At 73.1% G+C, this 20,172-nt stretch carries 20 protein-coding genes; 10 read left to right on the top strand and 10 right to left on the bottom strand.

Going from position 1 to position 20,172, the window contains the following annotated elements; genetic code table 11:
• Window positions 1–244 precede the first annotated feature (244 nt).
• The 6 genes from ACQ393_RS13215 to ACQ393_RS13190 all read right to left on the bottom strand — a co-directional run bounded on the left by ACQ393_RS13215 (window position 245) and on the right by ACQ393_RS13190 (window position 7,615).
• On the bottom strand, window positions 245–757 hold the full coding sequence (locus ACQ393_RS13215; RefSeq protein WP_430647312.1) for an HAD family hydrolase: 513 nt from the start codon (window positions 755–757) through the stop codon (window positions 245–247).
• Window positions 754–1,515, bottom strand: coding sequence for a GntR family transcriptional regulator (locus tag ACQ393_RS13210; protein WP_430647311.1), 762 nt, complete (start codon window positions 1,513–1,515; stop codon window positions 754–756). The genes ACQ393_RS13215 and ACQ393_RS13210 overlap by 4 nt, the downstream gene beginning before the upstream one ends.
• A 124-nt stretch (window positions 1,516–1,639) precedes the next feature.
• Window positions 1,640–2,914: a molybdopterin molybdotransferase MoeA gene (locus ACQ393_RS13205; RefSeq protein ID WP_430647310.1), complete on the bottom strand. Its 1,275-nt coding sequence runs from the start codon at window positions 2,912–2,914 to the stop codon at window positions 1,640–1,642.
• Window positions 2,911–3,177 (bottom strand): DUF6457 domain-containing protein, encoded by a 267-nt coding sequence (locus ACQ393_RS13200; RefSeq protein ID WP_430647309.1) that lies wholly within the window; start codon window positions 3,175–3,177, stop codon window positions 2,911–2,913. Before ACQ393_RS13200 ends, ACQ393_RS13205 begins: the two co-directional genes overlap by 4 nt.
• Window positions 3,174–3,779: a molybdenum cofactor guanylyltransferase gene (gene mobA / locus ACQ393_RS13195; RefSeq protein ID WP_430647308.1), complete on the bottom strand. Its 606-nt coding sequence runs from the start codon at window positions 3,777–3,779 to the stop codon at window positions 3,174–3,176. Before mobA ends, ACQ393_RS13200 begins: the two co-directional genes overlap by 4 nt.
• Before the next feature lie 38 nt (window positions 3,780–3,817).
• A complete protein-coding gene (locus ACQ393_RS13190; protein WP_430647307.1) occupies window positions 3,818–7,615 on the bottom strand; it encodes an efflux RND transporter permease subunit in 3,798 nt (1,265 codons plus the stop codon).
• Window positions 7,616–7,753: 138 nt separating this feature from the next.
• Between ACQ393_RS13190 and ACQ393_RS13185 the strand changes: the two genes are divergently transcribed.
• A complete protein-coding gene (locus ACQ393_RS13185; RefSeq protein ID WP_430647306.1) occupies window positions 7,754–8,833 on the top strand; it encodes a hypothetical protein in 1,080 nt (359 codons plus the stop codon).
• An 88-nt stretch (window positions 8,834–8,921) separates the two neighbouring features.
• Window positions 8,922–9,938, top strand: coding sequence for a chaplin family protein (locus ACQ393_RS13180; protein ID WP_430647305.1), 1,017 nt, complete (start codon window positions 8,922–8,924; stop codon window positions 9,936–9,938).
• A gap of 193 nt (window positions 9,939–10,131) precedes the next feature.
• Here ACQ393_RS13180 and ACQ393_RS13175 read toward each other — a convergent pair whose 3' ends face one another.
• Both ACQ393_RS13175 and ACQ393_RS13170 read right to left on the bottom strand, forming a co-directional pair.
• Window positions 10,132–11,835 carry a choice-of-anchor I family protein gene (locus ACQ393_RS13175; protein WP_430647304.1) on the bottom strand — a complete coding sequence of 568 codons (1,704 nt, stop codon included), beginning with the start codon at window positions 11,833–11,835 and terminating at the stop codon, window positions 10,132–10,134.
• A gap of 108 nt (window positions 11,836–11,943) precedes the next feature.
• On the bottom strand, window positions 11,944–13,386 hold the full coding sequence (locus tag ACQ393_RS13170) for a PLP-dependent aminotransferase family protein (RefSeq protein ID WP_430647303.1): 1,443 nt from the start codon (window positions 13,384–13,386) through the stop codon (window positions 11,944–11,946).
• Between the two features lie 66 nt (window positions 13,387–13,452).
• Here ACQ393_RS13170 and ACQ393_RS13165 point away from each other — a divergent pair, with 66 nt between their 5' ends.
• Both ACQ393_RS13165 and ACQ393_RS13160 read left to right on the top strand, forming a co-directional pair.
• Entirely contained in the window at window positions 13,453–14,169 is a 717-nt protein-coding gene (locus ACQ393_RS13165; RefSeq protein ID WP_430647302.1) for a YczE/YyaS/YitT family protein, read from the top strand.
• Window positions 14,170–14,356: 187 nt separating this feature from the next.
• Entirely contained in the window at window positions 14,357–14,608 is a 252-nt protein-coding gene (locus ACQ393_RS13160) for a hypothetical protein (protein ID WP_430647301.1), read from the top strand.
• Between the two features lie 86 nt (window positions 14,609–14,694).
• On the opposite strand, the gene ACQ393_RS13155 is transcribed toward ACQ393_RS13160, so the two are convergent.
• A complete protein-coding gene (locus ACQ393_RS13155) occupies window positions 14,695–15,468 on the bottom strand; it encodes a MerR family transcriptional regulator (RefSeq protein WP_430647300.1) in 774 nt (257 codons plus the stop codon).
• Between the two features lie 170 nt (window positions 15,469–15,638).
• Between ACQ393_RS13155 and ACQ393_RS13150 the strand changes: the two genes are divergently transcribed.
• From ACQ393_RS13150 to crcB, 5 genes are all read left to right on the top strand, one after another.
• Window positions 15,639–16,493: a DUF4097 family beta strand repeat-containing protein gene (locus ACQ393_RS13150; protein WP_430647299.1), complete on the top strand. Its 855-nt coding sequence runs from the start codon at window positions 15,639–15,641 to the stop codon at window positions 16,491–16,493.
• Window positions 16,490–17,101, top strand: coding sequence for a PadR family transcriptional regulator (locus ACQ393_RS13145; protein ID WP_430647298.1), 612 nt, complete (start codon window positions 16,490–16,492; stop codon window positions 17,099–17,101). Before ACQ393_RS13150 ends, ACQ393_RS13145 begins: the two co-directional genes overlap by 4 nt.
• A 66-nt stretch (window positions 17,102–17,167) precedes the next feature.
• Complete coding sequence (locus tag ACQ393_RS13140) at window positions 17,168–17,683, top strand: GNAT family N-acetyltransferase (protein ID WP_430647297.1); 516 nt, start codon at window positions 17,168–17,170, stop codon at window positions 17,681–17,683.
• A 9-nt stretch (window positions 17,684–17,692) separates the two neighbouring features.
• Entirely contained in the window at window positions 17,693–18,112 is a 420-nt protein-coding gene (locus tag ACQ393_RS13135; RefSeq protein WP_430647296.1) for a FluC/FEX family fluoride channel, read from the top strand.
• Window positions 18,109–18,480, top strand: a complete 372-nt coding sequence (crcB, locus tag ACQ393_RS13130; RefSeq protein ID WP_430647295.1) for a fluoride efflux transporter CrcB — start codon at window positions 18,109–18,111, stop codon at window positions 18,478–18,480. The genes ACQ393_RS13135 and crcB overlap by 4 nt, the downstream gene beginning before the upstream one ends.
• A 15-nt stretch (window positions 18,481–18,495) precedes the next feature.
• On the opposite strand, the gene ACQ393_RS13125 is transcribed toward crcB, so the two are convergent.
• Window positions 18,496–19,665 carry an NAD(P)-binding domain-containing protein gene (locus ACQ393_RS13125; protein WP_430647294.1) on the bottom strand — a complete coding sequence of 390 codons (1,170 nt, stop codon included), beginning with the start codon at window positions 19,663–19,665 and terminating at the stop codon, window positions 18,496–18,498.
• A 186-nt stretch (window positions 19,666–19,851) separates the two neighbouring features.
• Here ACQ393_RS13125 and ACQ393_RS13120 point away from each other — a divergent pair, with 186 nt between their 5' ends.
• A complete protein-coding gene (locus tag ACQ393_RS13120; protein WP_430647292.1) occupies window positions 19,852–20,052 on the top strand; it encodes a DUF3073 domain-containing protein in 201 nt (66 codons plus the stop codon).
• Window positions 20,053–20,172 lie beyond the last annotated feature (120 nt).

The raw sequence follows: 20,172 nt of genomic DNA, 5'->3' as shown, positions 1-20,172 counted from the left end.
CGGCAGCTCGAGGTCGCGCGCCGCTGAACTCGGCGTCTGGCGACAGGACGTGTGGTCCACCGCAAGCTGCGTGACCGATAGCCGGTCCTCCAGCGGTGCGGCTCGAGACGTCCGAGCCGCACGAGCGAACCTCGTACCGCCCGACCGGGTCGATGCGCGGAGGCCCGCCCCGACAAACTGCCCGCTGAGGGCTCCTCAATCAGACGGACGTCGCGTGGCGTCGCGTGGCGCGAGCGTACCGACCTCAGCGCGCGGGAGCCGCGGGCACCGCGAGTGCGAGGAGGTCGTTGAGGTCCGAGAGGATCGCGTCGTGCGGCACCGACTCGAGCTCGGGTCGGCGCGCCGATCCGCTCAGGACGCCCACGATCCATCCGGCGCCCGCGGCCCGGCCGGCCTCGAGCATCGCGATCGAGTCGCCGGCGACCAGCACCTGGCGCACGTCGAGCGTTCCGGTGAGCTCCATGGCGTGGTGCACGGCGAAGGGCGCGGGCGGGGCGGATGCCACGTCGTCGACGGCCACGACGGCATCGACCGACCGCGGCGCACGCAGGTCCTCGGACACCGACCAGCCGAGCCGGTCGAGCAGGCGGGTCCCGACGTCGTGGGAGCCCTCGCAGACGAGCGCGACGCGCACGCCCCGTCGACGCAGTTCGGCGAGCGTCGCCTCGACGCCGCGGACGAGCAGCGGCGGCGCCGCGGCATCCGTCGACCGCCTGACGACCGCGCCCTCGAACGCCAGGACGGCCAACGTGATCATCGAACCGCCTCCACCGGATGGGAACGCGTGAGCGGCGTGCGACGGTCGACCTCGTTCTCGATCGTGAAGGTGGCGAGCTCCGGGCGGTACCGGTCGTCGGCATAGGCGAGGGGCCGGCGACCGGAGTCGAACGTGATCCGACGCTCGCGGAGGAGCGGGCTGCCCGCGTCGACCTCGAGCACCTCGGAGTCGAGCGGGTTCGCCGCGACCGCGTCGATCGTGTGCCGCGCCCGCCGGAGGTCGACCCCGCGGGAGACGAGATGCGCGTGCAGCGATCCCCGGTCGCAGTCGAGGTCGTCGAGCAGCGCGCCGATCTCGGGCGGAAAGGAGCTGCGCTCGACCATGGTCGGCACGCCGTCGAGCAGTCGCACGCGCACGACCTGCGTCACCGTTGCGCCCTCGTCGAGGCCGAGGAACCCCGCCACGGTCGACGGCGCCGGGCGCGTGCCCGCCTCGAGCGTGCGCTGACCGGGCTCGCGGCCGATCGCCCTCGCCCACTCGGTGAACGAGGTGAACGTCGAGAACGGCTGCGTCGGCACGACGCGTCCGACGAGGGGCGGGCGACCTCGTCCGCCCACGACGTAGCCCTCCTCGCGCAGCACGGCGAGCGCCCGGCGCACCGGACCGCGGCTCGTCCCGAACTCGCGGCACAGCGCCGCCTCGCTCGGCAGCCGCATGCCCGCGAACCAGTCGCCGCGCCCGATGCGATCGCGCAGGGTGTCGTGCACCCGCTCGTGGAGCGGCACCTCGATGGACATGCAACGACCGTACGGAGTGGGCGGATGCCGCGGGGTGGGCACCGTGCGACGGGTCGGTGAAGGTTCGGTGAACCGCGGGCGAACCGCTCCGGCGGCGGCCGTCGGCGTCCGCACGACGCCGACGTCAGGTCGTCCAGGGCAGCGCGAGCGCTTGGACGGGGGTCCCCGCGTCGACCCCGGCGGGCGGGACGACGACCACGACGTCGGCGACGGCCAACCCGCGGAGCATGCCGGAGCCGACGTGTGCCACGGGGACGGCGACGAGGCCCGGCAACGGGTGGGTGCCGGGACCGGCGCCGGGACCGGAAGCCGAATCGGCCGGGGTCGCGGCGGTCGATGCGGTCCATGCAGTCCATGCGGTCCATGCGGTCGATGCGCCTGCGAGCGTCGCGGGCACGAGACCGGTCGAGCCCGCACGACCGGGCAGGTCCGTGCCGGCGGTGACCGTGCGGGTCGGCTCCGGCGTTCCCGTCCAGGCGGCGAGGAGCGGCGCGCCGAGCGTCACGAGCCCGAGCATCGCCGCGAGCGGATTGCCCGGCAGGCCGAGGACGAGCCGGTCGGAGGCGCGCGCGAGCAGCGTCGGCCCGGCGGGCCGGGTCGCCATGCAGGGCACGATGAGCCCGGCGCCCTCGGCGGCGAGCGCGGCACGCACGTGGTCGGCGCTCGACCGGCCGCTGCCCCCCGTCGTCACGACGAGGTCGACGTCGTCGTCCAGGAGCGCGCGCCGCGTCATCCGCTCGTCGTCGCCGACCCGGCGCGTCGCGACGACCTCGGCGCCGAGTGCCTCGAGCGTCGCGGGCAGCGCGACGCGGAAGCTGTCGCGCACCTGGCCGGCCCGCGGCACCCCCTCCTCGACGACCTCGTCGCCCGTGAGCACGAGCGCGACCCTGGGGCGTCGCGCGACCGGCAGGTCGTTCACGCCGGTCGCCGCAGCGAGCGCGATGCGCGGCGGCGTCAGGATGGCGCCGGCCTCGAGCAGGGCGTCACCCGCCGCCGCCTCGGCACCGGCCGGGCGGATGTGCCGGCGCCCCCGGACGTCGTCGAGGCCGATCGCGCCGACCGGTTCGAGCACGTCGCCCACGACGTGGCCGGCCTCAGCGCGCAGCACGGCGTCCGCGCCATCCGGAATCACGGCACCGGTCACGATCTCGACGGCCTCACCCGGCCCGAGCGCCCGCACCCCCTCGTCGCGCCCCTGCACGCGCCACGGAGCCGGTCCGCGCACGGCCCAACCGTCCATCGCGGCCGATGCGAAGTGCGGCAGCGGGATGGCGGTCGCCAACGACTCGGCGAGGATCCGCCCGAGAGCGGCGGAGAGCGGCACGCGCTCGGGCCTCGCCTCCGGGGCGGCGGCGCGAGCCCTGGCCCGCGCCTCCGACCACGGAAGGGCGTCGGTCACGAGCCGGCGAGGCGACGGACGCGATCCAGCGCGTCGGCCGCGGCCGCCCCCGCGTCGGTACCGGATGCCGCGGCCAGCCCGGCCGCGTAGCCGGCGAGGTAGGTCGTGACCGGGGCCGCCGGCCGGACGACCGCATGCGCCGCGACGCCGGCGACGCCGAGCACGCGATCCAGGTCGAGCGGCGCATCCGGGATGTCGAGTTCCTCGCGCACGCGGTCCGCCCAGTCGGCGAGCACGCGGTGCAGGTCGCCCTCGTCGGTCATGTCGTCATCCCCTCCGTCGGTCCGGTCGCGCCGGCGGCGCGTGCGTCGGCCCAGGTGTCCACGTCCATGGTGGCGCGTCCGGGCAGCGGAACGTCCACCATCCGCAACGCGGCGACCAATCGCCGCATCGATGCACCCTCCAGCGGCACGGTCGCGGCGATCGCCGCGTCGAGCGCCCGTCGCCGCACGACCGAGGTCAGGTACTGCACGCGGCCGGAGCCGTCGACCGCCATGGCACCGTCGACCTCCTCGGGATCGGAGGCCTCGAACGCGGCGAGGAGCGGGCCGATCGCCTCCCCGACGAACGGCTGGTCGCCCGCGAGCAGGAGCACGGCGTCGCCGTCCGGCGGCAGCGCGGAGACGCCCGCGGCGACCGCGGCCGCCGGGCCGGCGAACGCGGGCTGCTCGCGCACCACCGCGACCTCGGGCGGCAGCGCCGACGCGCCGACCTCGCCGACGACGACCCGCTGTCGTGCGCCGCCGGCTGCCCCGACGACGCGCTCGAGCAGCGTGCGACCGTCCACGCGGAGGTCGCCCTTGGCGATCCCGCCGAGGCGCTCGGCGCGACCGCCCATCAGGATCACCGCATCGACCACGACCACGCGTTCACTGTAGGTCGCGCGGTCGTGGTCGCACTGCGTCAGTCGACCGGCTTCCCGGGCGCTGCGGGGTCGGCGTCGTCGGCGCGCGGGTCTGCGTGGTCGGACCGCGGGTCGGCATGGTCGACCTGCGGGTCGGCGCCCTCGTCGTCGTTCCGAGCGTCGGCGGGAGCCGCATCGGTGCCGGATGTCGCAACCGCGGGCCCGGCGGCGGCACCCCCGAGCACGGCTCCGGCGGCGCCCGCGGGCACGGGCTCCGCGACGACGGGCGCCTCGACGCGATCCGGCTCCCCCGACGCATCCTGCTTCGCCGAGCGCTTCGCGCGGCGACGCTCGCGACCGCCCTCGACGAGGTCGTAGAGGGCCGGCAGCACCAGCAGCGTCAGCACGGTCGACGACAGGAGGCCGCCGATCACGACGAGCGCGAGCGGCTGCGAGATGAACCCGCCGCTGCCCGTGATGCCGAGCGCGAGCGGCAGCAACGCGAAGATCGTCGCAAGCGCCGTCATCAGGATCGGCCGGAGCCTGCGGGAGGCGCCGTGCAGCAGCGCGTCGCGCACGGTCATGCCTCGGTCCCGGTACTGGTTCACCAGGTCGATGAGCACGATCGCGTTCGTCACCACGATGCCCACGAGCATGAGCACGCCGACGAGCGAGGCGACGCCGAGCGGGATGCCCGTGATCACCTGCAGCAGGATCGCGCCGGTCGCCGCGAACGGCACCGACACGAGCAGCAGCAGCGGCTGCAGCAGGGACCGGAACGTCGCCACCATCACCACGTACACGATCAGGATCGCGGCGAGCAGCGCCAGCCCGAGCTGCGCGAACGACTCCTGCTGGTCGGCGGTGACGCCGCCGAGCGACGCGGACGTGCCCTCGGGCAGGTCGGCCGCGGCGACCCCGGCCTGCACCTCGGCGCTCGCGGTGCCGAGGTCGTCGCCCGACGGGGTCGCGGCGACGGTCGCGCTGCGGAGCCCTTGCACGGTGGTGACGGATGACGGTCCCTCGACCTGCTCGACGGTGGCGAGCTCGTCCAGCCGCACCGTACCGGTCGGCGTGGGCACCTCCAGCGCGCGCAGCCCGTCGAGCGAGGTGGGCGGCTCGTCCGAGACGAGATAGATCGTGAGGGTCTGCTCCTCGATCACGATCGAGCCCGCCGACTGCGGCTGCATCGCGGCCGACACGACGCTGCCGAGCGCGACCTCGGAGTAGCCGGCCTCGGCCGCCGCAGCCCGGTCGACGTCGATCGCGACGTACGGCTGCGACGCCTCGAGGTTCGAGGTGACCTGGGTCAGCGAGTCGAGGCCCGACAGCTCGTCGACCACCGCATCGGTGGCCGCGCGCAGGTCCTCCTCGTTCGAGGCGGTGATGTCGACCTCGATGTCGTTCGACGCACCGAACCCGCTCTGGGTAGTGAGGGTGACGTCGCCGACGTCCTCGAGCGCCTCGAGCTCGTCGCGGACCTCGGCCTGCAGGGCCGTCTGGTCGGCGTCCTCGTCGGTCGTCACGTTGTACGTGACGGTGCTGCCCGAGCCGCCGAAGGCGGCGAGCGCGCCGCCGCCGGTCGACGTGCCGATCGAGACCTGGACGGTCTCGACGCCCTCGACGCCGCTGATCGCCGCCTCGACGGGCTCGGCCTTCTCGGCGAGGTACTCGAGGCTCGAGCCCACCGGCAGCTCCTGGGCGACGCTGAACGTGTTCTGCCCGCTGTCGCCGAGGAAGTTCGTCTTCATGAAGGGCGCCAGGGCGACCGTGCCGCCGAGCACGAGCACCGCGACGATGATCGTGACCATCGAGTGCCGGAGCGTCCACGACAGGATCGGCAGGAAGCCCTTCTGCAGCCGCGAGGGGTGCTCGAGCTCGTCCCCCGGCACGCCGGACGCCGGGACGGCCGCCGGGGCCGTCGCGCCCGCAGGCTCGGCCTCGGCGACGGATGTCGCGGGGCCGGCGTGGCGGAGCCCGGTCGAGCCGTCGGCGTCGCGGAGCTCGGGCGCGAGCCACACCTCGTCGCTCGACAGCGACGGCGACGCGGCGGGCGACGCCGTCGCCGCGGCCGGCACGGGTGCGCCGGGCGCGACCTGCACCTCGTCGACGAACGCGGCCTCCGCCGCGGCATCCGCCTCGGTCTGGCCCTTGCGCGGCTTCGCGGGCTTCAGGAACCAGTAGGCGAGCACCGGGACGATCGTGAGCGAGACGAGCAGCGACGCGAGCAGCGCGATGGTCACGGTCAGCGAGAACGGTCGGAACAGCTCACCGGTCACGCCCTCGACGAGCGCGATGGGCAGGAACACGGCGACCGTGGTGATCGTCGACGCGGTGATCGCCCCCGCGACCTCGCGCACGGCATGCACGATCGTCGACGCCTTGTCGACGCCCTGCACGAGGTGCCGCTTGATGTTCTCGATGACGACGATCGAGTCGTCGACGACGCGTCCGATCGAGATCGTGAGGGCGCCGAGCGTGAGGATGTTCAGCGTGTAGTCGGCGGCCTGCAGGCCGATCAGCGTGATGAGCACCGAGGTCGGGATCGAGATCGCCGTGACGAGCGTGGCGCGGACCGACATCAGGAACACGAGGATCACGAGCACGGCGAAGACCAGGCCGAGCATGCCCTCGACCGCGAGCGACTCGATCGACTGCTCGATGTACGGCGCCTGGTCGAAGACGACGGTGAACTCGACGCCGGGGTTCGTCGTGTCGAGCGACGCCTGCAGGTCGGGCAGCGCAGCGGCGACGGCGTTCGAGACCTCGACGGTGTTCGCCGAGGGCAGCTTGGTGACCGAGATCGCGAGCGCCGGCTCGCCGTCCACGCGCGAGATGCTGGTCTCGGGGTTCTCGGTGAGTTCGACGGATGCCACGTCGCCGACCGTGAGCGCGACGGGAACGGCGACCGTGGGCGTCGTGCCGTCCACGCCGGGGATGGTGGTGCCGGTGCCCGTGCCGGCGCCGATGTCCGTTCCGGTTCCGTCGGTCCCGGTGCCGTCGGCGCCGTCGGTCCCGGTGCCGTCGGCGCCGTCGGTCCCCGTCCCGTCCGTGCCCGTGCCGTCCGGCAGGGTGCCGTCCGGCAGCGCACCGTCGACGACCGGCTGCTGTTCGGTCGCCCCGATCAGCGGCAGGGCCGTGAGGTCCTCGACGCTGCCGAGGCGCGTCCCGGCCTGGACGGCGAACGTCGAGTCGCCCTCCGTGATCTGCCCGGCCGGGAGGAGCACGCCGTTCTGCTGCAGCGCGTCGCGGATGGCCTGCGTCGTGAGCCCGTACCGGGCGAGCTCGGCGACATCCGGCGTGATGACCACGCGCTGACCGCGGTCGCCGATGAGGGCGGCGTCGCGCACGCCGTCGAGGTCGCGCAGCTCGGGCAGCGTCGTGCGCGTGATCTCGTCGGAGAGGGTCGACACGTCATCGGCGCCCGTCACCGCGATGGCGACCACCGGCAGGTCGTCGAAGCTGAACGCGACGACCTGGGGGTCCACGTCCTCGGGAAGGGTCGGCGCGATGCGGTTCACCGACGAGAGCAGCTTCTGCTCCGCGAAGGCGAGGTCGGTGCCGAACGTGAAGCTCGCGACCACGCGCGACACGCCCGTCGAACTCGTCGTCGACGTGGACTCGAGCCCGGTGATGCCCTGGATGGCCGTCTCGATCGGCGTCGACACATCCGCATTGACGACATCGGGCGACGCGCCCGGGTACGCCGTGATGATCGACAGCTGCGGCAGCTGGATCGACGGGGCCAACTCCTGCTTGAGCCCGTTCAGCGCGATGCCGCCGAAGATGGCGACGACGACGGTGACGAGCGCGATGAGCGCGCGGTTGCGCATGCTGAGCTTCGCGAGGAGGGACATGGGGTCGATTCTCGCAGCGGACGGGTCCGTCCGGATAACGGGAAGCTGTGAAGCGCCGGTGACGGGGGTGGACCCTCGACCCCCGTTCGGGGTATGGTCCTGACCACGACGCCTGTCCGAGACGCCATGGGGGTGCGGATGCGAACGGCCGCGGTGGACCGCACGGCTCCGCTCGTGCGCGCCCTCCTCGTGGGCACCGGCCTCGCTGCCGCCTGGGTCGTCGTGAGCCTCGTCGCCTCGCCGTCGAGCGCCTCCGCCGACGAGCGGCCCGACGGCCTGCTCGGCACCGTAGGCTCGGTCGTCGGCGTGGTCGACGACACGGTCGGCGGGGTCGTCGACGAGGTCGTCGAGCCCGTGCTCGAGCCCGTCGTCTCGGCCGTCGTGCCCACGACCTCGACCGTGGTCGACACGGTCGACGAGGCGACGCCCGCGCCGCTCGATCCCGTGGTCCAACCGGTCAGCGGGGCGGTCGACGATGCCGTTCCCGTCGTGGTCGAGACGACGGCGGATGCCACGGCCGGCACGGTCGACGCCGTCGACGCCGTGGTGACCGGGACCGTGGCCGAGACGGGCGCACTCGTCGCCGAGGTCGTCGGTTCCGCCCCGGTCGGCGCGATCACGACGCCGCTCGTCGACACGCTCGACGGCGTGGTCGGCGAGCTGCCGATCGTCGGTCCGGTGCTCGGCGACGATACCCTCGGCGGGCTCCTCGGGCCGGTCGTCGGCGTGGTCGACGACACGCTCGACGAGGTCGTCGGCGACCTCGGGCCGCTCCCCGACGACGGACTCCTGCCGTCGCTCCCGCTCCCGGGTGGAGCCGACGATCCCGTGGCGGTCGTGCCGCCCGGCCCCGGTGACGCCACGGCGACGGATGCCACGGCAGGGCGCGCCTCCGAGGGGCCGCCGGGCTCAGCGCCGACGCTCGCCGACGACGTGGGGGCGGTGGCATCCGTCGCCGCACTCGACGTCGGGCCGCCCGCGGCCTCCCGCGGCACGCTCGCGCCGTCGAATACCCCCCGCGGCGCCGAGGCGCCGCTCGGGTCGGGCGCGCCCGCAGGCGGCAGCAGCGCTTCCGGTTCCGGTTCCGGAACCGCCTCCGGGTCCGACGCCGGACTCGGAGCCCTCGAACTCGACGCACTCGCGTCGCTGGTGCTCTCCGCGGTCGACGACGCTCTGCCGTCGTCGCCGGTCTACGACACCGACACCACCCCTGACTGACGGGTGCCGTCCCGCCTGCCCGCAGGCGGACACGGTCGCCGCTCGCGCCCGCGAGCGGATCACACCCAACCAGTCAGGAGCATTCACCATGCACACGTACGTCTCGAGGGCGCTCACCGCGGCCCTCTTCACCGGGGGGCTCATGCTCCTCGGAGCCGGCGTCGCGCACGCCACGGAATCGACCGGAGAGGACGGCATCCTCTCCGGCACGCAGGTCGGGATCTCGATCGACCTGCCGGTCACCATCGCCGGCAACGCGCTGTCGGTCATCGGCGACTCCGAATCGACGGATGCCACGACCGAGGTCGTGACGGATGACGCGGCCTCCGCGGAACCCGTTGCCGTGACCTCGGGCGAGGACGGCATCGGCTCGGGAAGCCAGGCGATCGTCGACGTGTCAGCGCCGATCACCATCGGCGGCAACGCCGTCTCGGTCATCGGCGACTCCCACTCGGAGGACGCCACGACCGAGGTGACCAGCGGGTCCGGATCCGGCTCGGGCGACGCCTGGACCTCCGGCGAGGACTCCATCCTCGGCGGCACGCAGATCCTGCCCGACCTGTCCCTGCCGATCACCATCGGCGGCAACGCCGTCTCGGTCATCGGCGACTCCCACTCGGAGGACGCCACGACCGAGGTGACCAGCGGGTCCGGATCCGGCTCGGGCGACGCCTGGACCTCCGGCGAGGACTCCATCCTCGGCGGCACGCAGATCCTGCCCGACCTGTCCCTGCCGATCACCATCGGCGGCAACGCCGTCTCGGTCATCGGCGACTCCCACTCGGAGGGCTCGACCACGGTCGTGACGCCGGGCGGCCCGACGGATCCGGTCGACCCGACGGACCCGGTCGACCCGACCGACCCGACCGACCCGGCCGACCCGACGACGCCCGGCACGCCGGGTGGCGGCGACGGCTCGGACGGCTCGGGTTCGAAGGGCTCCGGTGCGGCGCTCGCATCCGTGGGCACCGCGTCCATCGCGACCGGCGCCGGGTCGCTCGCATCGACCGGGATCGACTCCGGGTTCTGGGAGCGGCTCGCGCTGTTCCTGCTCCTGACGGGCGGCCTGCTCGTCGGCGTGCGGCGGTTCGCACTGCGCCGCTGATCCGGTGATGGCCCGGCGCCGCCCTACCGGCGCCGGGTCCGCCGTCGGCGGCGATGCCGCCCCACGATCCCCCGTGCCGCACATTCGGGCCGCGGCACGGTCGGTCGCGCCCGGGGGTCGCGACCGGACGGGGCGGTGGGAAATCGTCCCACCGCCCCGTCACTTCTCCCGCCGGGCGCCGCCGGCGCGCCGACTACGAGATCGTGTCGATCGTGAAGAGCGTCGTCGTGCCCGAGACCTCGTTCGCGACGGCGAGCATCGGCTCGCCGGTCGGGCTCGTCTCCGCGGAGACGAAGGTGAGCCCCTCCGGGCCGAGGTCGCCCGCCTCCGAGAGCAGCTCGACACCGTCGTCCTCGACCGAGACCGAGAAGTCGCGGTTGTTGAGGTAGGTCACGAACGTGGCATCCGTCGGGTCGGTGATGTCGTAGACGACGACGCCGCCGACGCGCTCGAAGCCGATGAACGCGTAGGTGCGCCCGTCGACCTCGCCGATCGCGAGGCTCTCGGGCTCCGGTCCCTTGTCCTCGCTGCGCCCCTCGAGGTTCGACTCGCTGTGGTTGGAGTTGAAGAACTCGGGAGCGGCCTCGTGCGTGATGCGCTCGAAGTCCTCGCCCGAGTCGAAGACCTGCTCGCCGTCAGTCGTCCAGATCGAGAACGACCGCGATCCGAAGGCGTAGAGCTCCTCGTAGCAGGAACCGTCCTCGCTGAGTCCCATCGCGGTCGAGACGTTCAGCCGTCCGAGGTCGGCGTCACCCGTGAGCGCCGCGGCGGGGCTCGTCTCGCAGACGGGCGCGAGTCCGTCGTCCCCGAGGTCCTTCACGCGAGCCGGCTCGACGTAGTCGCCCCACTCGCGTGCGTCGCCCTCATTCGCCGAGACCAGGTAGGTCTCGCCGGCCGCCTGATACGCGACGAGGCCGTCGGGCAGGTACATGCCCTTCAGGCCCTCGAACGTGCGGATGGCGAACATCGGCGCACCCTGCGGGTCGCGGTCCGACGCGTCGATGCCGTGACCGGCCTGCGAGTGGTCCACGAATCCGAGGGGCAGGATCTCCTCGACGGTGGCCGAGTCGAGGTCGACCACGGCGAAGGCGTTCGCCTCCTGCAGTGCGACGTACGCGGTGTCGCCGTCGACGGCGACGTACTCGGGCTCGAGGTTGCGCGAGACCGGGAGGTCGGACTCGGGCGTGGGGCCGAAGACGCGCACGTCCTCCGGCAGGGTCTTCGAGCCGCCCTCCTCGAACTCGTGGAAGTCCGCGATGCGGACGTCCGCCTGGATGGCAGCCGCAACCGTGTCGGGAAGGTCGATCACCGCGACCGATCCCTCGGGGTCGCTCGAGAAGTCGTCGGCCGGCTCGCCTTCGTTCGCCACGACCGCGCGGGTGCCGTCGGCCGAGATCGCGACCATGTCGGGCAGGGAGCCGACCTCGACCGAGCCGAGCACGCGGGGCTTCTTCTTCGTGGCGTCGAAGAAGACGACGTGGCCCGGTGCCGTCTTGTCGTCGGCGTCCTCGATCGCGACGACGCCGAGGCCGTCGGCGCGGATCGCGACCGAGTTGGCGATGCCGTCGCCCTGCACCTCGCCGACCTTCTTCGGCTTCGACGGCTTCTTGACGTCGAGCACCTCGACGAGCCCGGCCCGGGCGTTGACGACGTAGAGCCGGCCGTCGTACGAGGCGACGATCTCGGCGGCCGACTCGTCGAACACGCCGGTCTCGTAGGTGCCGACGGGGGAGAGGACGAGCGCGGCGTCGTCGGCGACGACCTCGAGGGGCGCGTCGACGACGGCCGCGCGGACGGGCAGCGCGGCGGCCGGGCCGGCGACGAGGCAGCCGGCGGCGACGACGCCGACGAGGATCGGCGCAGTTGCGCGCCGGCGGCGGGGACGGGTGGAGAGCATGGATCACCTTCGGTCTGGAGGACACGGGACGCGCCTCACTCTGGCCGCGCCCGGCGAACCCCGGATTGCCGGAAGGTGAACGTTCGCCGCGTCCCCCGGTGGCCAGCGCTACACGACCGCGGCGAGGACGCTCTGGTCGGGCACGGGCGTACGGGCGAGCGCCCCCCACGCGCGCGCGAGCGCCTGCACCGCGGCATCCGTCGATTCGTCGTCGTAGCAGATCGGCAGGCGCAGGAACCGTTCGAAGGCGCCGTCGATGCCGAACCGCGGACCGGCGGCGATGATGAGCCCCTGCGTGCGCGCGGCGAGCGCGAGCTGCGAGCTGACCGGGGCGCCGAGGCCGACCCACGTCGCGATGCCCCCGTCGACGTGCGGCACGTGCCAGCCGGGGAAGGCGTCGGCGAGGAGGCGCTCGAGGTGGTCCCGGCCGGCGCGCAGCTGCTCGCGACGCAGGTCGAGGATGTCGTCCATCCGGGCGAGCAGGCGCGCGACGACGAGCTGCTCGAGGATCGGCGTGCCGAGGTCGCCCGGCGAGCGGACGGCGAGCAGCCGCCTGATGAGCGGGCGGTCGGCCCGGATCCAGCCGACGCGCACGCCGCCCCACACGGTCTTGCCGACCGACCCGACCATGACCGCCGGTCCGTACGCCGCGAGCGGCTTCAGGTCGAGGCCGCGGTCGATGTCGAGCTCGGCGGTCGTCTCGTCGGCGATGACGACCGTGCCCTGGCGCGCGGCGGCGTCGAGCACGCGCTCGCGCGCCTCGGCGCCGAGCGAGCGCCCGGTCGGGTTGTGGAAGTCGGGCATGAGGTAGGCCGCGACCGGGTTCGCGTGGCCCATCGCGCGCACGAGGTCGCCCGCCTCGTCGCCCGCGCCGAACCCGTCAGGGCCGTCGTCGTGCGGCGCGGTCGCAACCGTGACCAGCCTGGCCCCCGCGGCGCGGAGCGCCTCGTACGCGTGCGGGTAGGTCGGCGCCTCGATGAGCACGCGGTCGCCGCGGCCGACGAGGGCGCGGGAGAGCAGTGCGATGGCGTGCTGCGCACCGAGCGTGACCATGACCTGCTCGGGGTCGGTGGGCAGGCCGCGCGCGGCGTAGCGATCGGCGATGGCAGCCCGCAGCTGCGGGATCCCGATCGGGTCGAAGCCCGAGTCGCCGAGGTGCATGGGGAGGTCCTCGACCGCGTCGCGCGCGACATCCGCCAACCAGGGCAGGGCGGGCAGCGCGGCCTTCGAGAAGTCGATGTACTCGGCGGCCGGCGGCACCGGGAGGACGGCGGGCGCACCTGGCAGTCGGGCGACACTGCCCGAACCGCGGATGCTCCGGAGCAGGCGCTGCTCGCGGAGCTCGCGGTACGCGGCCGTGACGGTGGTGCGGCTGAGCCCGAGCCGCTCGGCGAGGTCGCGTTCGGCGGGCAGCCGGGTGTCGACGGGGATCCGCCCGTCGAGGATGAGCAGGCGGATGCGGTCGGCGAGCGCACGATACGCGCTGCCGCCGTCGCCGCGCCAGGCGCCGAGGAGGGTCTCGAGGGCGCGGGCGCTGAGGTTGGCGTCCATGGTGCGGGCCACTTTAGGCGAATTGGCTTCTTGCCGAAAGGCCAATTCGGAGATTGGATTGCCACCATGCCGTTCCGACTCCCTCGCACCGCCGACTCCGCGCTCCTGTTCGGGCGCCGCCTCGTGCAGCTCGTCGTCGGCCTGTACCTCTACGGGCTCGGCATCGCGCTCATCGTGCGCGGCGAGCTCGGCGTCGCGCCGTGGGACGTGCTCACCCAGGGCATCGCGAAGCAGACCGGACTCGGCTTCGGCCTCATCACCGTCATCACGAGCGGCATCGTGCTGCTGCTCTGGATCCCGATCCGGCAGCGACCCGGGTTCGGCACGCTCATGAACGCCCTGCTCGTCGGCCCCTTCGCCGACCTCTCCCTCTGGATGATCCCGACCGGGCTCGACCTCTGGCTCCGGATCGTCATGCTCTTCGGCGGCATCCTCGTGCTCGCCGCCGCGACCGGCCTCTACATCGGCGCCCACTTCGGCCCCGGGCCGCGGGACGGCCTCATGACAGGCCTGCACCGCCGAACCGGCTGGAGGATCTGGATCGTCCGCACCGGCATCGAGGTGACCGTGCTCGTCACCGGCTTCCTCCTCGGCGGAAACGTCGGCATCGGCACGCTCGCGTTCGCGCTGCTCATCGGCCCGCTCTGCGGATGGACGATCCCGCTGTTCGCGGTCCGGCGTTCGGCCGGCGGCACGGCGCGGGACGCACGTGCGGTCCGCCGCGGGGCGCGGGGGCGGGACATCCCGCGTCCCGCCACGGGCGCCACGCCCGCGCAGGCCTGAACGCCGATCCACGTCCGGCCACCGTCGAGACCCTGCTCGGCAGCCTCTCCGACGGCCCTGTCAAACCCCCGATTCGAGGGATACGGAGAACTCGCTCCGCCCTGCTAGCGTGTGCGCCAGCCGTCGCGGAGAGGGGTCGTTCCGATCAGCGTGCACCCCCTCGCGACGAGAGCAGAAGGGGGAACACATGCGCACACGATCCATCGCCCTCTGGGCGACCGGCCTGGCCGTGATCGGCACGATCGGGCTCGCGGCCCCGGCCACGGCGGCCGAGTCCGGACCGAGCCCCAATGCCTCGTGCGTGGGGCAGATCTTCGTCCCGCAGGCCACCGGCGACCCGGGCGCGATCGCGATGCGGATCGCGGAGATCCGCGGCTTCGCCGGTACCGGCTTCGGGCCGGCGATCGCCGGCCTGGCCTCCCGCTGCGACGTGGGTTGACGCAGGCTCGCAGAGGCACGGCCGAGAGACGAGCGGATGCCGCGAGGCTCGTGCCCCGCGGCATCCGTCGTCTTCTGCGGCAGCGCCTACAGGCTCGCCTCTGCGAACACCGTCAGCGCATCGCGCACGAACGTCGCGCCCGGCTCGCCGCCGTAGTTGGCCGCGAAGCGCGGGTCGGCGACGTACATCTCGCCGAGACCCAGCACGTACGCCTTGACATCGCCGCCGGGCGTGCCCGCCGGCGTGCCCGGGATGCCCGTCAGCCACTCGACGTGGCGCTTCGCGAGCGCCTGAGCCTCCGCGGAGTCCGGCGCGACGCCCGACTCGGCGGCCGCGATCCAGTCGCGCCCGAGCGCGGCGCTGCGCTCCTTCCACGCGGCGCGCTCGTCGTCGTTCATGCCGCGCCACCAGCGGTCGCTCGACGCGTACGCGTCACGACCCCAGCGCTCCTCGACCTCCTCGCGGTACTGCGTGTGGTCGAAGCCGTCCAGCATGTCCTTCGCCATGATCTCCTCACCTCCTTCCAGTGCTTCGATGGTCCGTTCGACCGACGCGACCTGGCGCGCCAGCCGGTCCTGCTCATTCCGCAGCCACGCGAGGTGGCCCCCGAGCGCGCGCGCCTCGCCGGTCTGGCCGGCGAGCACGTCGGCGATCGCCGGGAGTCCGAGGCCGAGCTCGCGGAGCAGCAGGATGCGCTGCAGCCGCACGAGCGCGGCGCGGTCGTAGTACCGGTAGCCGTTGCCGCCGATCCGGCTCGGCGGCAGCAGGCCCAGGTCGTCGTAGTGGCGGAGCGTCCGGCTCGTCGTACCGGCGAGCTTCGCGATCTCCTGGATCGACCAGTCCCGTCCGCGCGCGTCCATCGGCGCCTCCTCTCCTGTCCTGCGTACGAGCTCCACCGTAGAACTTGACGCAGCGTCAAGGTCAAGCGGATGCCGCGGCGCGCGGAGGGGTCGATCCAAACGCGATATATCTTGACTCGATCCGGAACGCGATATATCGTGAGTTCAACACCAGCAGAAGGAGCATGCACATGGCCATCGAGAAGTGGGTCGTGAACCCCGGAGAGTCCCGGGTCATCGACCTCGAGCTCGTCCGCAAGCTCAAGGTCAGCCTGATCGGCGGCAAGGTCGACGTGATCGCGCACGACGAGCCCGGCGCCCGCGTCGAGATCGCGAGCGTGACCGGCAAGGACCTGATGATCCAGATCGACGGCGACTCGCTCGAGATCGACCACCCGCAGCTGCGGTGGGACAACTTCCTCGAGGTCTTCAAGGGCTTCCGCAGCCAGGCGCGCGCCGAGGTCTCGATCCTCGCCCCGCGACACGTCGTGATGAAGCTCGGCATCGTCTCGGGCGAGGCGCTTGTCTCGGGCTTCGACGACGACGGCAAGTTCAGCTCGGTCAACGGCGATCTCGTGATCGACAACCATGCAGGCGACGTCGAGTGCTCGACCGTGTCGGGCGAGGTCTCGGTGGGCGACCACCGCGGGCGCGTGACCGCCCACTCGGTGTCGGGCGACATCACGGTGACGGGCGAGGTCTCCTCGTTCAAGGCCGACACCGTGTCGGGCGACATGATCCTCGACGTCCGGGGTACGCCGAGTCGCATCGACACGAACACCGTGTCGGGCGACCTGACGGTGCGCTTCGACGCCGGCAGCGGCGCCCGCTACCGCGTCAACACGGTGAGCGGCTCGTTGCTCCTCGACGACACCCAGATCAAGGGCACGCTCGGCAAGGGCTTCGAGCGCGTGACGGGCGACCTCGAGGGCGTCTGGCTCGACCTCGGCGCGAACAGCGTCTCGGGCGACATCTCCGTCATCCGGCGCCAGTCCGCCGCCACGACCACCCCCCGCGACGACGACGCCTCCGAGGCATCCGCATGACCCCGCCCGTCTTCGCCCACGGCAACCTGCGCCTGTACCTGCTGGCGCTCTTGGAGGAGCGACCGCGCCACGGGTACGAGCTCATCCAGGCCCTGTCCGACCGGTTCGGTGGCACGTACTCCCCCAGCGCCGGCACGATCTACCCGCGCCTCGCCAAGCTCGAGGAGGAGGGGCTCGTCGCCAAGCGGACCGACGGTCGCAAGTCGGTGTACGAGATCACCGACGCCGGCCGGGCCGAACTCGACGCGCGTCGCCACGAGCTCGACGCCATCGAGGAGGACGTGACCGATTCGGTGCGTCGCCTCGCCGAGGGCGTCCGCGCCGAGGTGGACTCGGCGATGCGGAGCCTCCGGGCCGAGCTCGCGACCGCGGCGCGCGAGGCGAAGAAGGCGGCGACCACGACGAGCGCCACCGCGCAGCCGAGCGCCGAGTCGACGCGTGCGATGCACGAGGCCGACCTCGCGATCACCGAGTTCCGCCAGCAGATCCGGCTCGAGCTGCGCAACCAGGCCAACCGCGGCAGGGTGAACGGCGACACGGTCGCGCTGCTGCGCTCGCGGCTCGCCGACGTGCGGGCCGAGGTGCTGCGCGAGCTCGCGCAGCGCTGAGCGCGCGAGGCTCGCAGGTCGCGCAGGCGGGTCGCGAATGTCGGCGGCATCCGCTTGCATGAGGGCATGACGGATGTCGCGCTGCGCCCCTGGTCGACGGACGACCTCGACCTGCTCGTGCGCAACAACGCGCCCGAGCTCATGGAGCACCTGGGCGGCCCCGAGAGCGACGAGAAGCTCGTCGCGCGGCACGCGAGGTACCTGCGCGGATGGCGCGACGGCTCGTCGCAGATGTACGCCATCGTCACTCCCGAGCATCCCGAGGGCGTCGGCGCGATCGGCTTCTGGCCTCACGACGACGGCGACCGCCGCATGTTCGAGATCGGCTGGACCGTCCAGGCCGCCCACCAGGGCCGGGGCGTCGCACGCGCGGCGCTCGCCCTGCTGATCGAGGCGGCGCGCGCGGTCGACGCGACCCGCCCGATCGCGGCGTACCCGCGTGTCGACAACGAGGCGTCCAACGCGCTGTGCCGCCGCGCGGGGTTCGTGCTCGAGCGGGTCGAGGAGTTCGAGTACCCGAAGGGCACCTGGCTCGATTCGAACGTGTGGGTGCTGCCGCCCGGCGAGGCTGCCACGGCGTAGCCTCGACGGGTGCCCCCCTCCCTCGCGGTCTTCGTCGGCGGTCTCGTCGGCACGGGCCTCCGGCTCGCGCTCGACACCGCGCTGCCGCACGCCGACGACGCCTTTCCGTGGTCGACGCTCATCGCGAACCTCGTCGGCACGTTCGTCCTCGGCTGGCTCGCCGGCGGGCTCTGGACGAGGCCCACCGCATCCGCGTGGCTGAAGGCGGGCGTCGGGTCGGGGCTGATCGGCTCGTTCACCACGCTCTCCGCGGTGATGGGCGCGGTCGCGATCCTCGATCGCGAGGCGGCGACGGCCCTCGCCGCGCTCTACCTCGGGGTCTCGCTCATCGCCGGACTCGCGCTCGCGGCGGCCGGCCTGAAGCTCGGGTCGGCGCTCGCCCATCGCCCCATGCCGACCGAGGTCACCGACGACGGGGCGACGCTGTGAGCGCGCTCGTCGTCACCGCCGTCCTCGTGGCGGGCGCCGTCGGCGCCGTCATCCGGTACCTGCTCTCGAAGGCCTACCCGGTCCGCCCGGGGCACCTGCCCGGCGGCATCCTCGTCGTCAACGTCGTCGGGTCCGGCGTCGCCGGCGCGGTCATCGGGCTCGCCGAGCGGGCCGCCCTCTCCGACGACGTGCGCCTGATCCTCGTCACCGGGTTCTGCGGCGGCCTCACGACGTTCAGCACGTGGTGCGTCGAGACGATCGAGCTCGCCGACGGCGGCCGCTGGCGTGCGGCGATCCTCAACGTGCTCGTCACCCTCGCGCTCGGCATCGCCGCCGCGTTCGGGACGTACCTGCTCGTGCGAGGGTAGGGCTCGTCGCGGCCGTCAGATCATCGCCATGATCTGCCGCGCGATCATGCGCCCGGCGCGGCTGGCCCCGATCGTCGACGCCTGCGGGCCGTAGCCGGCGAGGAAGATCCTGGGGTCGTGCCAGGCCGCACCCTGCCCGACCGTCACGCCGCCGGCCTTCTCGCGGAGCTTCAGGGGCGCGAGGTGCCGCAGCTCGGGGCGGAACCCGGTCGCCCAGATGATGGCGTCGGCCTTCGCCTCGGTGCCGTCGGCCCAGACCACGCGATCGGCCTCGATCCGGTCGAACATCGGCTTCGCGACGAGGAGGCCGCGCTCGATGCCCGCGGCGATGCGCCGGTTCTTGGGCACGCCCGTGCCGCTCACGATCGACGGCAGCGCGCGCCCCGCGCGGGCCGCCTCGTCCTGGCGCGACACCGCGGCCGATGCGCCCTCGAGGTCGAGCTCCTGCCGATCGAGCCAGTCGATCGGACGGCGCGAGACCCAGGTGAGGCCGGATGCCACGCCGTCGAGCTCGAGCATGAACCCGATCGCCGAGGTGCCGCCCCCGACGACCACGACGTGCTGGTCGCGGAACTCCTCGGCCGAGGTGAAGTCGGACGTGTGCAGGTGCCGGCCGCGGAAGTCGCCCATGCCCGGGTAGAAGGGAACGAACGGCGAACCCCAGGTGCCGGTCGCGTTGACGAGGAACTGGGCGCGCAGCTCACCGCGCGGTGCGGGCGGCGGTGCCGCCGCCTCGAACGTCTTCCGGCGCCGCCCGAAGAACCCGCGGCTCTTCAGCTCCTCGGTCGGCTGCGGGCTGAGGTCCTCGTACTCGATCCGCAGGTCGACGCCGTCGTTGGTGATGCGACGGACGTCGACGGGCCGGTGCACGTTCAGCCGGTAGTGCTCCTCGAACCTGCCGTAGTAGTCCGCGACGACCTGCTTGGCCGGAAGCGTGCGGTCGGCGGTCTCGAAGCTGAGGCCGAGCTCCCCCATGCCCGGCAGGTCGTTCACCTTGTGCGCCGAGCCCAGGCGCAGGGACGACCAACGATGCTGCCACGCGCCACCGGGTCCGGGGGCGCGATCGAGCATGACGAAGTCCTCGTCGGCGACGAGTTCGAAGCGTCGCAGGTAATAGGCGACGGACAGCCCCGCCTGTCCGGCGCCGATCACCGCGACCTTCACGCGGTCGGGGATCGCATCCACCCCACCATCCCACCACGTCCGGAGGGGTGCTCCGGGCCACCTGTGGGCGCTCGCAGCGCCTCCACAGCGCCGCCGTGGCATCCGAACCGGCGCCGGGGCGGTGGTAAACTACCAGCCGGGATTGTTCATATCAAAGAGCCGGGTGACGTCCATCCCATCCGGCCAGACGTCGTAAGGGGGTCACGCATGGGGCGCGGCCGTCAGAAAGCCAAGCACACCAAGGTCGCTCGGGAGCTGAAGTACTTCAGCCCGGCCACCGATTACAGCGCGCTCGAGCGCGAGCTCACGGCTTCGCATCCTGACCACACCGACGAAGAGATGTCGAAGTGGGCGGAGTACGCCGACGACGACTCCTACGTCCACGACGACGGGTCCCACCGCTCCTGATCATCCCCGGTTGAGCGGCAGGCCCGAGAGGGTCGCCGCGCCGGGGTCTTCGCGTGCCCGCATGCTGCCCCGCGTCCCGGCGGAGCTGCGGCGGGCGCGCCCCGGTCAGCCCCGCAGCAT

Source organism: Agromyces sp. GXS1127 (assembly GCF_050565425.1).
Lineage (GTDB): Bacteria > Actinomycetota > Actinomycetes > Actinomycetales > Microbacteriaceae > Agromyces.
This window is presented reverse-complemented; position numbering and strand designations above follow the sequence as displayed.

Excerpts from the sequence above, each read along its gene's own strand:
- ACQ393_RS13215 (WP_430647312.1), bottom strand. The coding sequence starts at position 757 with ATGATCACGTTGGCCGTCCTGGCGTTCGAGGGCGCGGTCGTCAGGCGG.
- ACQ393_RS13210 (WP_430647311.1), bottom strand. The coding sequence starts at position 1,515 with ATGTCCATCGAGGTGCCGCTCCACGAGCGGGTGCACGACACCCTGCGC.
- ACQ393_RS13200 (WP_430647309.1), bottom strand. The coding sequence starts at position 3,177 with ATGACCGACGAGGGCGACCTGCACCGCGTGCTCGCCGACTGGGCGGAC.
- ACQ393_RS13190 (WP_430647307.1), bottom strand. The coding sequence starts at position 7,615 with ATGTCCCTCCTCGCGAAGCTCAGCATGCGCAACCGCGCGCTCATCGCG.
- ACQ393_RS13185 (WP_430647306.1), top strand. The coding sequence starts at position 7,754 with ATGCGAACGGCCGCGGTGGACCGCACGGCTCCGCTCGTGCGCGCCCTC.
- ACQ393_RS13180 (WP_430647305.1), top strand. The coding sequence starts at position 8,922 with ATGCACACGTACGTCTCGAGGGCGCTCACCGCGGCCCTCTTCACCGGG.
- ACQ393_RS13175 (WP_430647304.1), bottom strand. The coding sequence starts at position 11,835 with ATGCTCTCCACCCGTCCCCGCCGCCGGCGCGCAACTGCGCCGATCCTC.
- ACQ393_RS13170 (WP_430647303.1), bottom strand. The coding sequence starts at position 13,386 with ATGGACGCCAACCTCAGCGCCCGCGCCCTCGAGACCCTCCTCGGCGCC.
- ACQ393_RS13165 (WP_430647302.1), top strand. The coding sequence starts at position 13,453 with ATGCCGTTCCGACTCCCTCGCACCGCCGACTCCGCGCTCCTGTTCGGG.
- ACQ393_RS13160 (WP_430647301.1), top strand. The coding sequence starts at position 14,357 with ATGCGCACACGATCCATCGCCCTCTGGGCGACCGGCCTGGCCGTGATC.
- ACQ393_RS13155 (WP_430647300.1), bottom strand. The coding sequence starts at position 15,468 with ATGGACGCGCGCGGACGGGACTGGTCGATCCAGGAGATCGCGAAGCTC.
- ACQ393_RS13150 (WP_430647299.1), top strand. The coding sequence starts at position 15,639 with ATGGCCATCGAGAAGTGGGTCGTGAACCCCGGAGAGTCCCGGGTCATC.
- ACQ393_RS13145 (WP_430647298.1), top strand. The coding sequence starts at position 16,490 with ATGACCCCGCCCGTCTTCGCCCACGGCAACCTGCGCCTGTACCTGCTG.
- ACQ393_RS13140 (WP_430647297.1), top strand. The coding sequence starts at position 17,168 with ATGACGGATGTCGCGCTGCGCCCCTGGTCGACGGACGACCTCGACCTG.
- ACQ393_RS13120 (WP_430647292.1), top strand. The coding sequence starts at position 19,852 with ATGGGGCGCGGCCGTCAGAAAGCCAAGCACACCAAGGTCGCTCGGGAG.